General features: G+C 62.4%; 7 protein-coding genes. 5 read left to right on the top strand and 2 right to left on the bottom strand.

The genetic code is table 11. From position 1 onward, the window contains the following. Positions 1-96 precede the first annotated feature (96 nt). Together KBB96_RS12765 and KBB96_RS12760 are read left to right on the top strand one after the other, a co-directional pair. Positions 97-894: a peptidyl-prolyl cis-trans isomerase gene (locus KBB96_RS12765; protein ID WP_211629831.1), complete on the top strand. Its 798-nt coding sequence runs from the start codon at positions 97-99 to the stop codon at positions 892-894. Further along, positions 891-1,895 carry a HupE/UreJ family protein gene (locus tag KBB96_RS12760; RefSeq protein WP_211629830.1) on the top strand — a complete coding sequence of 335 codons (1,005 nt, stop codon included), beginning with the start codon at positions 891-893 and terminating at the stop codon, positions 1,893-1,895. Before KBB96_RS12765 ends, KBB96_RS12760 begins: the two co-directional genes overlap by 4 nt. Before the next feature lie 24 nt (positions 1,896-1,919). Here KBB96_RS12760 and KBB96_RS12755 read toward each other — a convergent pair whose 3' ends face one another. After that, entirely contained in the window at positions 1,920-2,564 is a 645-nt protein-coding gene (locus tag KBB96_RS12755) for a response regulator (protein WP_211629829.1), read from the bottom strand. Positions 2,565-2,629: 65 nt separating this feature from the next. Then, on the bottom strand, positions 2,630-5,605 hold the full coding sequence (locus KBB96_RS12750) for a sensor histidine kinase (RefSeq protein WP_211629828.1): 2,976 nt from the start codon (positions 5,603-5,605) through the stop codon (positions 2,630-2,632). Positions 5,606-5,731: 126 nt separating this feature from the next. Here KBB96_RS12750 and KBB96_RS12745 point away from each other — a divergent pair, with 126 nt between their 5' ends. The 3 genes from KBB96_RS12745 (at position 5,732) to KBB96_RS12735 (ending at position 15,550) form a co-directional block, all read left to right on the top strand. Then, on the top strand, positions 5,732-10,690 hold the full coding sequence (locus KBB96_RS12745) for a beta strand repeat-containing protein (RefSeq protein WP_211629827.1): 4,959 nt from the start codon (positions 5,732-5,734) through the stop codon (positions 10,688-10,690). A 211-nt stretch (positions 10,691-10,901) separates the two neighbouring features. Further along, positions 10,902-14,198, top strand: a complete 3,297-nt coding sequence (locus KBB96_RS21205; protein WP_211629826.1) for a beta strand repeat-containing protein — start codon at positions 10,902-10,904, stop codon at positions 14,196-14,198. A 20-nt stretch (positions 14,199-14,218) separates the two neighbouring features. Continuing rightward, a complete protein-coding gene (locus KBB96_RS12735; RefSeq protein ID WP_211629825.1) occupies positions 14,219-15,550 on the top strand; it encodes a hypothetical protein in 1,332 nt (443 codons plus the stop codon). Positions 15,551-15,611 lie beyond the last annotated feature (61 nt).

The raw sequence follows: 15,611 nt of genomic DNA, 5'->3' as shown, positions 1-15,611 counted from the left end.
AGGACCGTTGCTTTCCCGCGCTGGTTTTGCCTTGCTTGCCCGAACCTCCTCTTTCCGATGTCCGTCGATTCACCCCCAACCCCGGTCCGCCGGGGGGTGCCATCCTTTTTGAAGGAGCCGCTGCTGCATTTCCTTCTGGCCGCGGCCCTGCTGTTGGTGGCGTGGCATTTCTTCGCCCGGCCGGAGGTGAAGGTGTCGCCCCAGCTCATCAGCGGCATCGTGAAGGACTACGAAGGTTCGCTCGGGCGTCCCGCCACGCCCGAAGAGGTGAAGAAGATCACCGATGAGTATGTGGAGAACGAGATCCTCTATCGCGAGGCGTTGCGGACCGGGTTGATCCAGGACAACCGCGTGCGCGGGTTGCTGATCCAGACGATGCGCACCTCGCTGCGTCCGATCGTGCCGCCGCCGACCGAGGCGGATCTGGTGGCGCTACGGAATCAGACACCACAGATTTACCGCTATCCGGCCAAGGTGAGCTTCGAGCATGTTTCGTTCGCGGATGAGAAATCGATTCCGGAAGGTCTGCTCGAAAAGCTGCGTTCCGGCACTCCGCCACAGGGACTCGGAGATCCCGCCGTGCGTCTGGCGAATCCCTTGCCTCCGACGTTCCGCACCCAGCTTGACCATCTCTTCGGTGCCGCATTCACCGATACCTTGATCAAATGCGAGAAGGGAGTCTGGTCCGGGCTCTTTCCATCCAACCGTGGCGTCCATTTCGTGAAGGTGCTTTCTTCCGAGCCGGAGCAGGACATGCCGATGGCCGAACTCCGCCCGACCCTCACCGGCAAGTGGACCGGCCTCAAGGAAGCCGAGATCATTTCGCAGAAGGTGGAGGAAATGAAAAAGTCCTACCGCGTGGTGCTGCCACCGGCCAACCCGGCGAAGCCATGAACGCGGGACGCGCATGCCTGATCTGGATCGGCTTGATCCTGCTTTGCCTGATGCTGCCTCTGCAGGCTCATCAGCTCGGCGTGGACAACGTGAACCTGCAGGAATTCGAAGGAAACCAATACCGGCTTTCCTACATGGCGTCACCCGGCAGTGCGGAAGCCCAGGGCCGCCCCATCCTGCCTCCCGGCAGCCAGTGGAATGAGGAATCCGAAGGTGCGGGTTCCGGGACGATCGGCCTGAATTTCACCTCGGGCGATCGTCCGCTTTCCCCGGAGGACAAGATCCTGCTGCCATGGAAGCGCAATGGCGTGCTCTTCACCGTGTACTGGAAGAACGGCACGCAGGCGCGGCAGTTCTTCATGGCCGGCGGTGATGGCATCCTCATCGATCTCGGCATGCTCAAAGCGGGCTCGGGGAACTTCGCGCAGACGGCGAAGCGTTACGTCTTCCTCGGCATCGGCCACATCCTGCGTGGCTTCGATCACCTGCTGTTCGTGCTCGGGCTGTTGTTGTTGGTCAAAGGCACGCGGCGTCTGGTGCTGACCATCACCGCCTTCACGCTCGCACACAGTGTCACGCTGGCGATGTCCGTGCTCGGGCAGATGCGTTTGCCCACGGGGCTGGTGGATACGATCGTGGCGTTGAGCATCGTTTTTCTCGCGGTGGAGAACGTGTATGCATGGCGCGGCCGTGAAACGATCGCGGCGAAAAAACCGTGGCTGGTTTCCTTCGGCTTCGGGTTGGTGCATGGCCTTGGGTTTGCGGGGGCGCTGAACTCGCTCGGCTTGCCCACGGCGGAGATTCCGTCCGCATTATTGTTCTTCAACTGCGGCGTGGAGATCGGGCAGCTCATTTTCGTGGCGGCATGGTTCAGCCTCGCGGGGGCGATCCGGCTCATGCATGTGCAAATCCCTCGCAGCGCGAAGCTGGGCACGATCTATGCGCTGGGCATTCTTTCGTCCTGCTGGTTTCTCGATCGCACGTTCGAGATGTTCCGTTAAGTGGCACAAGCAGGAATGTTTGTCCTACTTGATCCCCAGATACTTCATCACCGCGTGCGATCTCGAATGAACGTGCAGCTTCTCATAGATCCGCTCGATGTGCGTTTGCACCGTCGAATAGCTGATGCCGAGATCCGCCGCGATTTCCTTGTAGGCGAAACCTTTCGCCAGGCGATCCAGCACCTCCGTCTCACGCGGTGAAAGGCCGTCCGCCTCATTGGTCGGCGCGGGGCCGTGGTTGAACGACTGCACCACCTTGCGGGCGATGAGACTGGTCATCGGCGCGCCACCGGTGGAGACGTCCCGCACCGCTGCGATCAACTCGGCCGCACGCGGTGGCTTGAGCAGGTAGCCGCTCGCTCCCGCAGCCAGTGAATTGAAAATCACGTCCGTATCCTCGTGCACCGTCAGCATCAGGATCTGGGTGCCGGGCACGCGTCCGGAAAGCTGCCGCACGCAATCCACTCCGGTCATGCCGGGAAGATTCACATCCATCAGCAGCACCTTGGGTTTCAGCGATGGCAGTTCGACCAACGCGTCCTCCGCGCTGGGAAATGCTCCGACGCAGCGGATGTCCTCCTCTTGTGCCAGAATCGTGGTGAGGCTGCGCCGGATGCGCGGATCGTCCTCGACCAAGGCGACAGTGATCGGAGTAGTGACCGTTTTCATCAGATCTGAATCGGGTGCAGGATAAATTTGACCGGGTTGCCCAAGCTAGTCGGTAAAACTGCCGACTATTGCGAAGGATCGAGTGGGACGTCCATTTCAATCCGGGTTCCCTGGCCCGGATGGCTGTCATAGACACAGGTGCCACCGATTTGCTGCAAGCGCTCGCGGAGATTTTGCAGGCCATCGGCTCCTCCGGGGGAGGGCGTGGAGGTTCCATTGAGGCCTCGGCCGTTGTCTTCCAATATGAGATGGAAGGAGCCGGGATGGATGGATAGCGAAAGATGGACTTCCGTGGCCCACGCGTGCTTCACCACATTGTGCAGGATTTCCTTGGTGGCGAGATAGACATGGTGGCGGATGACGGACGACAGCGGTGTGGCCGGAAGCGTGGCCGGCAGATCGAGGCGCGCGGTCAGGCCTGCGGACCGCGTGTAGTTTTGAACAAAGGCACCGAGGAAGGTGGCGAAACTCTCCAGCGTGTCGTGCGCCGGATTCACGGCCCATACGATTTCGTCCAGAGAACGGGTCACGTCCTGGGCGGTGGTGAAGATCTCGTTGATATGCGCGCTGGCGCGTTCGGGCCGCTGGTTGAGGTCGCCTTGGGCAAGTTCGCTGAGCAATGCCACCTGCGTCAGGCTCGCACCCACGTCGTCGTGGAGATCGCGGGCGATGCGCGCGCGTTCGGTTTGCACGGCTTGTTCGCGTTTCAGAGCCTCGATCTTGCGGCGCGCTTTCATACGTTCGCGGCGGCGGACGATGAGTCCCACGAAGGCGAGCGCGGAAATGATGACCAAGGCGCGGAACCAGTTCGTCTCCCAGAAGTGCGGGGCGAGGTTGACCTTGAGGGTCGCGGGCGTGGCACTCCAGAGGCCGTTGCCGATCGTTCCGGAGAGTTCGAACTGGTAGCTGCCCGGAGAAAGGTTCCGGTATTCCACGCGGCGATCCGTGCTGGCGGCTCCCCAGTTGTCTTCCAGCCCCGCCAGCCGGTTGCGGAACCGCAACCGCTCCGGAGCGCCGAAGTGCAGGCCGGTGAAATGGATTTCCAACCGCTCGGTGCCGGGAGGTAGATTCAGCTCGCCATTGACGGGTTCGACCGGCTTGCCGTTCACCGATACTTCCTCGATGTAAACCGGCGGCGTTCGCGTATCGCTCTGGAAGTCACGTGGGTTCAGCAGCGCGAAGCCATCGTTGGTGGCGAAGGCCATGCGGCTGTCACTGGTGCGGAAGGGTTCCGTGATCGTGAATTCCTCCGAGCGCAATCCATCCGCGCGGGTGATCAGGAGCGGATGAAGCTCTTCCGGCGAGCCGCTCCGCATCGCGTCCGTTTCCTCTTTGGTAATCACCGCGAGTCCGCGATTGGTTCCCACCCACAGGCGCCCGGTGTCATCGATCGCGAGTTGGGAAACCACATCGTCCGGCAGTCCTTCGCGCGTGGAAAAGGAAACAAACTTGTCATTTCTCAATACCGAGATGCCGCCGCCCGCGCTGCCGACCCACAGCGAGCCCTCACGATCCACCATCAGCACCCGGATCACCGGAGACGGCAGGCCTTGGGCGGTGCCGTAGCGTTTTGTTTCATTGTTGTTCCAACGGTAGAGTCCGCTGCCGCGGGTGCCGATCCACAGTGCGCCTTGGTTGTCCATGGCCAGGCCCTTGATCGGATCATTGCTGCCGCCGTATCCGATTCTCGTCAGCTTCTTGTCCGCGAGCCGGAAGAGTTCGCCGGTGCCCAAGCCGATCCATAGCTCCTGGAATTTCCCCTCACAGATCTGCCAGACATCCGTCAGTGGCTGGAAGCTCGGGTTGATCCGGCTGAGTTTGCCGGTCTGGTGGCTGTAATCGTAGAGGCCGCCGGTGCCACCCGCCAGAACCCAACCCGCGCGTGTGCGGGCCATGGCATTGCCATTGCTGGTGGGCAGGCTTTCCGGATCGGTCGCCACGGGGCGGGCGGCACCATTCTGCCAGAGGTAATAACCGCGGCCCTGGCTGCCGATCAGGAATTGTCCCGGAGCTGTTTCCCTCAGGGCACCGATGAAGTTCGCGCCAGGTCCGAAGGCCTCCTCATCCACAACTCCCAACTGCAGTTTGCGAGGGGTTAAAGCAAACAAGCCACGCGTTGAGGTGCCTACCCAAAGCTGGCCATCCTGAGAGACGAACACCGTCTCGGCGATATCGAGGAAATTCGCGCTGCCGGTGTTGGGAACCACCACGCCGCCATCCTGCAGGCCGAAGATTCCACGCCGGTACATCGAGGCCCATACGGTGCCGTCCGGTCCGGACGACAGCATATTGATATCACCTCCCTGCACCGGGAGTTGATAGGATCTCCAACCACTCTCCGGGGTGCGGCACCACAGCCGCCGGTCCGGATCGCCGATCCACAGCCGTCCTTCCCGATCTTGGCAAAAGGCCGAGGCGGTGGCCGGGCCGCCGTCGCTGCCCTTCATCCATTGATCCGCTTTCCAGCGCCAGATTTCCTGGGGCGCGATGCAGACCCACAAGGTGCCGGTGAGATCACAGAACAGGCTCTTCACCGCCTGGTGCTCCTTTTTACCGGGTGGATTGAATGGGACGAAACGGTTGTCTTCCAGCCGGGACAACCCGTCGCGGGTGGAGACCACGATACGGCCGCTGTCGTCCTCCGCCACCGCCAGGACGCTGGTGGAAGGCAGACCATCCCCGCTGCCGTAGGCGTGCTGGAGCTTGCCTCCGCGGAGCACGCTGGCACCGCCGCCGAGAGTGCCCACCCACAGTGCTCCATCGCGCGCTTCGTAGAGGGTTTGCACGGTGACCGCGCCGAGTCCCTCGTGGAGTCCGAAGGCTTTGAAATGAACCCCGTCGAAGCGCGCCAGACCGGAGTCCGTCCCCAGCCACAGGAAGCCGTCGCGGGTGCCCGCCATCGCCCGGATGTGGTCCTGGGGAAGCCCTTCGCGGGTCCGCCAGTTCCGGTAAAGCATGTCCACCGGCTCGCTTTCCGCCCCCCGGGAGCAAGGGGCCGCAAGGCACAGGAAATGGAGAACAAGGATCAGCCGGGGAAACACGCCTCCATCCAATCATGGCGCGGCTTTCCGGACAAGGTCGCGCTTGGTCGGCAGAATACCCGACTACCGCGAAATGCCGTCGGGTGAGACTGTTACGTGCAATTCTATCAGTCCCCCGATTTTCCCATGAAACCCAGTCTTGTTGCATTTGCTCCCCGTTCCCTCCAAGCCCTCGCGGCCGCCTGCCTGCTTTGCCTCGCCTCCCGCTCCAACGCCGACATCATCTACTGGGATGGCGTGACTGGCAACTCCTGGAGTGCAGCCACCTCGTGGTCCACCACCGCCGCCGGCACCACTCCGGATCCCGCGGCGGTGCCAGGCGCTGCCGATACCGCGACGTTCAACATCACCGGCGTCAACACGGCGCAGACCATCAATCTCGGCGCGAACCAGTCCGCGCTCGGACTCGTGGTGCCCAATACCGCCGCCACCAATATCCAAGGTGGGGGAACCAACCAAACCCTGACCCTTGGATCCGGGGGGATCACGGTCAGTAGCGGTGGTGGCGCACTGACCATCGGCTTGGCGACCGCCGGACAGAATGTCGGCGTCCTGCTCGCCGCGGATCAGACCTGGGCGGTGAACACCGGCAACAGCGTCACCTTGAACAACACGCTGTCGAATGCGGGGAACGTGGCGCCTGTCACGCTGACTGTGACTGGCACGAGCGGCGTCAATCTCAACGGAGTCATCTCCAACGGCGGCACCACCGGAACCACCGCCTTGGTCTTGAATGCCGCGGGCACGAGCAACATCGGCTCCACCACCGCGAATACCTACACCGGAGGTACCATTCTCAAGCGCGGCACGATCATCTCACCCAGCGGTGCGGTCAATCCGTTCGGAGCCACCACCTCCACCGTGACCATGGGAGATGCATCCACCAGCGTGGATGTCCTGTTGCGTGCGCGGACGGTGGCCAATCCGATCGTTCTGACCACCGGAGCCACCGGCAACATCACCATCGACACGGTGGGAGCCAGTGCTGCCACCGTCAGTGGCGGTGTGACGGGCACCAACAATCTGAGGGTCATGGCCACCAACACTGGAACGATGGTCATCAGCACCGGTGCCATCAATAATGCCGGCACGCTCACAAGCGTATCCACCGGTACGGGTGCCGGTTCGGTGACCATCAGCTCCCAGATCGGCAGCAATGTCACCGGGCTGACCGTCAATAATTCGAACACCGCCGCAAAGCTGGTCCTCAGCGGCACCACCAATGCCTATACCGGCAACACCACCGTCACCTCCGGTATCCTCCAACTCGGAGCCTCGAATGTCATTCCGGATGGAGTGGGTAAGGGCAATCTCGCGGTCACCGGCACCTTCGATCTCAATCAATCCAGCGAAGGGATCAATGGACTCAGCGGCGGCGGAGCGATCGACAAGACCAGCGCCACCAATACCTCCACGCTCACCGTGGGAAACAGCGATGCGACCAGCACCTTCTCTGGCATCATCAAGAACACCGCCGGAACCCTGGCGCTCACCAAGGCCGGTGCGGGTACTCTGACCCTCTCGGGCACCAATACCTATAGCGGCACCACCACCATCAACAGTGGTGGTGGAAACCTCCTTATCACCAATCCGGCTTCGCTCGGCAGCGGTGCCACCGTTGCGATCCCGAAAGGCGGCACCGCCACCGGTGCTCTCCAGCTCCAGCTCACCGGTACGAATACCCTCACCAAGAACTTCACGTTCTCATCGGCGACGGGATTCGGCGGAGGAGGGAGCGCGCACATCCAGAATATCTCCGGCACCAATACCCTCAGCGGCAGCCTGCTGCTCAACAACACCGGAGGCAATGGCATCAACATTCAATCGGATGCCGGTTTGCTGACCCTGTCCGGTTCGATCTCCAGCAGCGTCGGTGACAGCACCCGCCAGTTCATCATCGGGGGTGTCGGCAATGGAGCGGTTACCGGTGTGATTTCCAATACCGGGACCAACGTGTTCACGATCATCAAGGGCGGCACCGGTACATGGACCTTCAGTGGCGCCGCCACCAACAGCGGCACCACCTCGCTCACCAATGGCACCATCCTCATCGGTGTCAGCAATGTGGGCACCACCAGCGGCGCGCTTGGCACCGGCGCGGTGTCCATCGGGGCTGCAGCCAATGGCGCGAGCCTGCTGACAAACGGTGCGTTCACCTTCAGCAGCGCCGTCAACGTCGGCCCCACACCCAGCAGCGGCACCAACATCATCGGTGGGAATACCGACAGCAGCTCCACCTTCTCCGGCGCGATCGGCCTCGCTGGCAACGCCACCATCAGCCAGGTCGCCACCACCGGTGGCAATGCGCTGAACATCACCGGCGGTATCAAGGCCACCAATACGACCACCTCCACCGTGACCTTTGCAGGTCCCGGTGCGATCAATGTCACCACCACCCCCATCACCAACGGCACCATTGGCGCGACCGCCGTAAAGGTGACGGGAGGAACGGTGACCTTTTCCGTGGCGACCACCCATACCGGCGGTACCAGTGTGACCGGCGGCACGCTTTCCCTCTCGGCGAATTCGCTGCTCGCGGATGGTGGTGCGGTGGAGGTTTCCACGGGTGCGACCCTGGACCTGAATTTCACCGGCACCGACCAGATCACCAAGCTGACCTTCGATGGAGTCGAGCAGGCCACGGGCACCTGGGGCGCTCCCGGCTCAGGAGCGGATCACACCGATTCCCGCATCACCGGCACCGGCAAGCTGCTGGTGCTGCCCTTCATCTATCAATGGACGAACGGCGGGGGTGATGCCCTGTGGTCCACGGCCTTGAACTGGGATGTCAATCTGGTGCCGAGCACCGGCACCCAGGTTTATTTCCCCAATGCAGCGGCGGGCACTCTCACCAATGACCTCCCTCCGGGAATCACGCTGGACCGCATTCGTTTCCTCGCCGGGGGCAATGTATACACCCTGCTGGGAACCACGCCGATAGGCCTCAGCGGTGGCATCGACAACCTGTCGTCCGGGTTCCAGCTCGTTGGTTTCCCGATCGTGTTGGGAACCAACCCATCGATCGGCAGCGGTAGTGGCAGCGGTGGTCTGGGTCTCTACGGCGATCTGACCGGGACCGGTTTCACCAAGACCGATGCCGGTGTGCTCGAACTGATGGGCACCAACAGCTACACCGGCACCACCACCGTCGCGAACGGGACACTGAAGATCTCATCCGCCACCGCGCTGCCCGCGACCACGGTGGTTGCTTTCACGAACACCACCAACACCGCGGCGCTGGATCTCACCAGTACCACCCAGACGGTGGCGGGCCTGACGTTCGGAACCCAGACCTCCGGCACCAACACCGTCACCATCACCGGCACCTCTTTGACCACGAGTCCGGCGGCGCTGGTATTCAGTCCGCTCAACTCCGCGAACAACCTCACCGTGGACATGTCCAGTCTGGGCGCGTTCACCTATAACAATTCCACCGGCGCGTTGCGGGTGGATAGTGGCACGGCGGTGGCGGGTGGCAACGGACACTTCTCCACGGTCTCCCTTTCCGCGGAGTCGAATACGGTTACCGCGGCCAATCTTTCCATGGGCAACGCGGGGGCCAGCGGCGGCGTGCCGGTTTCCACCTTGAACCTCGGTCGGAACAACACGCTCAACATCGGAGCGATCGGCATTGCCGCCAGCCTTTCCCGTGCGTCCGGCGTGATGCAGTTCGGCCCGGCCGTCACTGGCGCGAAGTCCATGGTGATCCGCGGGACCACCGGTGGCAGCAGCACCGCGAACATGACCCTGGGCGCTGGCAATTCCTTCCAAGTTTCGGATGTGGACAATGCCACCTTCGATAGTTCGGCAGGCAGCTTGGATGCCCTTTTCGGAACCATCACCGTGGCCCGCGCCACCACCAATGCCAGCAGCCGTGGCACGACCGTGAACGGCACCTTCAAGATGGGGGCTGGCACGATGAGCGCGAACAGCGTGGTTCTGGGCACCGTCGATGGCTCCGGCACCGGCAGCACGGAAATCGCCAACGCCCTGCTGGATATCAGTGGCGGCACGGCGAACATCTCGACGCTGACCTTCGCCACCAACAGCCTGGCGACCGGCAATACCATCACCGTCAACAGCCAGGTGAACATCGGCGGCGGTGCCACCCTGAATGCCGCCACCATCCAGCGCGGCACGGTGACGGACATCGGCACCCTCACCACGAGGATCAACTGGAACGACGGCACGATCGGCAACATCACCGGTGGCAATTTGACGGTCGGCGGTGTTTCGTTGGTCCTCGGCGCGAGCGGCAGCCACACCTTTTCCATCTCGTTCGGCCAGACTGGTACGGTTTCTTCCGTAGTCAGCGGCACGGGCACGCTCACCAAGGCCGGACCGGGAACTCTCACCCTCTCCGGAGTGAACACCTATACGGGTGACACCTATGTCAATGACGGCACCTTCGCACTTACGAATGCCTTCCTGGCGGATACATCCACGGTTTCCGTTCTGACGGGAGGCAAGGTGGAACTCAACTTCAGCGGCAATGATGTCGTGGCGGGTCTTTTCATCGATGGCACGCAGATGCCGGCGAACGGCACTACCTACGGAGCCACCGGTTCCGGTGCGAATGTCATTGATGACACCCATTTCTCCGGCACCGGCAGGATCCAGGTGGGGGTTGCCGCGGATCCGTTCACGCCTTGGATCAACAGCTTCACCAGCCTGACCAATCCGGCGGACAAGACGAAGTCCGCCGATCCGGACCACGACGGGCGCAGCAACCTCCTGGAGTTTGCGTTGGACGGTGATCCGACCAATGCCGCCAATGATGGAAAGATGCGGGCAGCCGTCGGTCTCGACAATGTGCTGACGCTCACGCTGCCGGTGCGCCTCGGTGCCTCCTTCACCGCAGGTGGGGATCTGGTGTCCGCGCCGGTGGATGGAGTGATCTACAAGATCCAAGGCAGCACCGATCTCTCGGACTTCATCAGCACGAACGTTACCGAGGTGATTCCGGCGCTGGCATCCGGCATGCCGGCTCTCGGCACGGGTTGGGAGTATCGCACCTTCCGTCTCCCCGGTACCACTTCGTTCGGTCCGCATGGCTTCCTCCGCGCCGTGGCCTCCGAGCCCTGATCTGTGACCCTCCCCTTGCGAGGCACCGCGATTCCGGCGCGGTGCCTTCATGGCCGGCCGTCGGTCGGTAGAATTGCCGACTACCGGGGAGGGAGGCGTCGTGGGACGATGCCATGGTCCTTTTCCGTCAAATTTGTCGTCCATGTGGCCTCGCCGGTAGGTCGTACAGCCGCCCTTCCTCTCCATCCGCCTCCCCCCCCGCTTACGAGTCATGCGTCCTCCTGTTTTACGCCGCTTCCTTGCCGCCACATGCGCCTGGACCTTCGCCATGCCCGCGCTGCACGCGGCGAATGCGTATTGGGATGACAATGGAGCCACCACCGGCACCGGCGTGACGCCCACCGGCACGTGGGGGAGCAGTACATTCTGGTCCACGAGTTCCGCAGGCACCACCGCCACCACCGGATGGACCTCCGGTGATACCGCGATCTTTGCGGCCGGCACCACCGCCACCGGGACCTACACCGTGACGGTGAGCGGAACCCAGACCGCAGCGGGGATCACCTTTGAGGAAGGTTTGGTCACACTCAGCGGAGGAGCGATCACCCTCACCGGTCCCACTATCACGACCACGGCGAATGCCACGATCAACAGCGCCATCGGTGGAACGGTGGGGCTGACCAAAACCGGAGCGGGCACGCTCACGCTGGGCGGGGCGAATACCTACACCGGCACCACCACCATCAATGCGGGCACACTCGCCGTTTCCAGCGGTGCGCTGCCGAGCGGGACCACGGTGGCCTTCACCAACACCACCGGGACCGTGGCGTTGGACATCACCGGAGTTGCCCAGACCCTCGCGGGCCTCACCTTCGGCACGCAGACAACTGGAACCAATACCGTCACGATTTCCGGGAATGCCGCCAGCTCCCTCTCGATCAACACTGGTAGTCTGACCTTCGCGCCGACCAATGCCGCGGGCAGCACCCTGACGGTGACGATGGCCACCCTCGGTGCCTTCACCTACAACAACTCCTCCGGCACTTTCGCCGTGCAGAACGGCGGCGGCAGCAACACCTCCGGCAACCAGACGCTCACACTTTCTGCAACGAGCAACACCATCACCGCGGGTTCGCTTGCGATTGGTGGTGTCGGCGGAGCTTCCGGCAGCACCGGCAAGAGCATCCTCAATCTCGGACTGACCAACACGATCTACGCCAATAGCATCGGCGTGGGCAATTCGTCCAGCCGCTCCGGTGGCACCATCCAGTATGCCACTGGTCTCGGGACCGGTGGCTCGCTTGTGATCCGGGATGCTGCAGGCACCGGCGCGGCGAATATCACCGTTGGTAAAAACTCGTCCTTCAGCGGAGACAGCACGGTCTACACCTCGTTGTTCGATACCACTGGCAACGGGGCTGCGCTGGATGCATTGGTCGGCACGGTGGTCATCGGAAACGCGAATTCGGACGGCGCGACAGGACGTCAGGTCAACAGCAATGGCACCTTCAAGATGGGGGCGGGCACCCTGACCGCTACTTCCGCGGTGATCGGCCAGATCAGTGGCACCGCCACCACTGGCACGAACACCTACACGGCCACCGGCCTGCTGTCCCTCACCGCGGACGGCACCGCCACGATCGGCACCGTGACAATCGGCAACGACGCGCTGGCAAGCATCGGTGGCACCACCAATATCAATGGCCAGCTCTCTCTGGACGGCACGGGCGGCACCACCACGCTCCGCTCGACCACCATTCAGCAGGGAACCGTGGTGGCCGGGGAAACCTCACGCACCGCCCGGATCAATTGGACCGATGGAACGATTGGCAATATTTCCACCGGGAATCTCTCGATCAGCGGCATCTCGATCGCGCTCACGGGTAGCGGTTCGCACATCTTCGACATTACTTCCGGACGAACCGGCACGGTGTCCTCTGTGATCAGCACGGCTTCCGGCACCACAGCTCTGACCAAGACCGGCGCGGGCACGCTGATCCTGAGCGGGGCGAATACCTACAATGGCAGCACCATCATCAGTTCCGGGGTTCTCCAGCTCGGTGCCGCAGGCGTGATTCCGGACGGCAGCTCCGTGACCGTCAATGGAACGCTCGATCTCAATGCCAAGAGCGAAACGATCGCCGGCCTCAGCGGCACCGGCACCGTCGATACCACTTCCGGTTCCGCCACGCTCACCATCGGCTCCGGCAATGCCAGTTCCAGCTTTTCAGGTCTGATCCAGAACACATCCGGCAATCTTTCCTTGGTAAAGACGGGCACGGGAACCATCACGCTGGCGACGGCGAACAGCTATACCGGCACCACCACCATCAATTCCGGAGGTGGAACGCTCGTTATCACGGATGTCGGAGCGCTGGGCACCGGCAATATCAACATCAACAAATCGGGGGCCGCCACCGGCACGCTCGCCCTCCAGCTCACCGGCACCAATACCCTTTCCAATACCTTCGGCGGCTTCAGTTCCACGACCTTCTCCGGTGCCACGACGGCGGCTAGCATCGACAACATCTCCGGCAATAACACGATCACGAGCGCTCTGACCGTGACCAGCTCCGGTGGCAATGGCGTCTATGTCCGCTCAAGTGGCGGCTCCATCACTCTCGCTGGGAACATTAGCCAGACGGTAGGGACCATTCGTTCGGTCGGGCTCGGCGGGGCATCCAACGGGCTGGTGTCCGGAAACATCCTGGCTGGAACCGGCGGCTTGAGTCTGACCAAGGACGATGCAGGGACGTGGACCCTGACAGGGAGCAATACCTATAATGGTGGAACCACCATCAGCGGTGGTGTCCTTCAGCTTGGCAATGGCGGCACCACCGGCAGCCTTGGTTCCGCGTCGGTGACCAACAACGCCACGCTCACCATCAACCGCAGCAATGCCTATGCGTTGGGCAATGCGATCAGCGGCAGCGGAGCTTTCATCCACGCCGGGACGGGAGTTACGACTCTAAGCGCCAGCAGCACCTACACCGGTGCCACCACCGTCAGTGCCGGGACTTTACTGGTGAATGGCAGCCTGGGAGGGACCAGTGGCGTGACGGTGAATGCGGGCGGACGCCTGGGCGGCACCGGCACCATCAACAGTGCCGCCTCGGTCACGGTGAATGGCACGCTTGCTCCCGGTGCATCGATCGGCGCGCTCGGAGCCGGAGCGATCGCCTTCAATGACGGTTCGACCTTCTCCTATGAACTCGATTCCACCGCCGTTTCCGCGGATCTTCTCAACGTCGGCGGGGCCCTCGATTTGAACGGAACGGTGGTGCTCGATCTCACCGACCTCGCCACCGCGGCCTTGGCGCAAGACACCAAATTCACGCTGATCAGTTACGACGGTTTGTGGAATGGTGGTATATTTGACAGCCATGCCGATGGCTCCGTCTTCACGCTCGGAGCGAACAACTGGCAGATCAATTATGCAGATACTTCCGCCGGAACCAATGGTGGCTCCTACGATAATTTCGTGACTCTTACCGTGGTGCCCGAACCGAAGGCCGCACTGCTTGGAGGCATCGGTCTGATGCTCCTGATGCGCCGTCGCAAGCTTTGAACCCACGCGCTTTCCCTCTCATGTCCGTTGATCCTTCCCATTCCGAACTTCATCCATCGCGCGCCACCACAGGCAGGACGTCCTTCTGGCGGAAACTGGGAGGCGGTTCGCTTTCCATTTCCCTCATCGTCCACGCGGTCCTGCTGGCCCTCGGCGTGTTCTGGATTTTCCAGGTGATTCCGGACAAGAAGCCGGAGCCCGACTTCATGCCGAAGGGCGGAGGCGGCGGTTCTCCGGGGGTGAAGGAGATCAGCAACAAGAAGCAGCGCGCTACCATGTCCACGCCGAACACGCCGCGGATGGCGGCCAAGGGGGCGAGCAGCACCTTCACTCTGCCGGAACCGGATGCCGCCTCGGCGATGTCCTCGGTGGGTTCCTTGAGCAGTGGTGGACTTTCCGGAGGTCTCGGTGGCAGTGGCTCCGGTGGCGGTCGTGGCGATGGTCACGGCAAGGGCTTCGGTAGCGGTTCGGGGCCGGGCCTCGGCGGTGGGGCTCCCGGCGCGAACCCCTTCGGCATCCTTCCCGTGGCGGGTGCGGAAGTTGGAATGGCCGGGGCGTTTTACGACATCAAGCAGACCGACAAACGCAAGGACACCGGCGTGCAGCCATCGGGCATGCCGGCGATCATCCGCAAGTTCGTGGAGGGCAACTGGCGCGATTCCGAACTGCGCGAATACTACGAGGCGAAGCAGAAGCTCCTGCAAACGAAGATCTACATCCCGCGCATGTCCGCGGACAACGCGCCCGCCGCCTTCAAGTGTGCGGATGAAGTGAAGCCCAGCCGCTGGATCGTGGTCTATCGCGGTCGGGTTTCGCCGCCGAAGACAGCCAAATACCGCTTCGTCGGTGGCGCGGATGATGTGATGGTGATCCGCTTCAACCACAAGCTGGTCCTCGATCATGGGTTCACTTCCGGCACCACCGGGCTTTCGCTGATGAGCAGCCACAACCGCGACGTGATGACCGGTGCGGCGCAGGATGACGGGGTGAAGAAGAAGCTGCAGGAATCCTACCCGTCCAAGCTCCCGGTGACTTTCTACAAATACAGCAGCCTTCCCGGATGGAACGGTGCCATTGGCGGATTGGCGGTGGGCAGCGAGTTCGAGGCCCGGGAGGGGAATGTCTACGACATGGAGATCCTCATCAGCGAGATTCCGGGTGGCAGCTTCGGAGCCTGCCTGTTGATCGAGGAGGTTGGTGCCGCCTATGAGAAGGATTCGGGCGGCGATCCGATTCTTCCCCTGTTCCGGATCGATTCGAATCTGCCCGAGATGAAAGGGGAAGCACCGCCGTTCGCGAAAGATGGTCCGGTGTGGAAACTCGTCGGAAAGGGCGGCCGCCCCGATATCTAACCCGGCTTGCAACGGCCGCCGCACAGCCTCAGTTTTCATCCGTTGGTTTTTGTATGAGCAT

This window comes from Luteolibacter ambystomatis, assembly GCF_018137965.1.
In the GTDB taxonomy this organism is placed as follows: domain Bacteria; phylum Verrucomicrobiota; class Verrucomicrobiia; order Verrucomicrobiales; family Akkermansiaceae; genus Luteolibacter; species Luteolibacter ambystomatis.
This window is presented reverse-complemented; position numbering and strand designations above follow the sequence as displayed.

Excerpts from the sequence above, each read along its gene's own strand:
- KBB96_RS12755 (WP_211629829.1), bottom strand. The coding sequence starts at position 2,564 with ATGAAAACGGTCACTACTCCGATCACTGTCGCCTTGGTCGAGGACGAT.
- KBB96_RS21205 (WP_211629826.1), top strand. The coding sequence starts at position 10,902 with ATGCGTCCTCCTGTTTTACGCCGCTTCCTTGCCGCCACATGCGCCTGG.
- KBB96_RS12735 (WP_211629825.1), top strand. The coding sequence starts at position 14,219 with ATGTCCGTTGATCCTTCCCATTCCGAACTTCATCCATCGCGCGCCACC.
- KBB96_RS12745 (WP_211629827.1), top strand. The coding sequence starts at position 5,732 with ATGAAACCCAGTCTTGTTGCATTTGCTCCCCGTTCCCTCCAAGCCCTC.
- KBB96_RS12760 (WP_211629830.1), top strand. The coding sequence starts at position 891 with ATGAACGCGGGACGCGCATGCCTGATCTGGATCGGCTTGATCCTGCTT.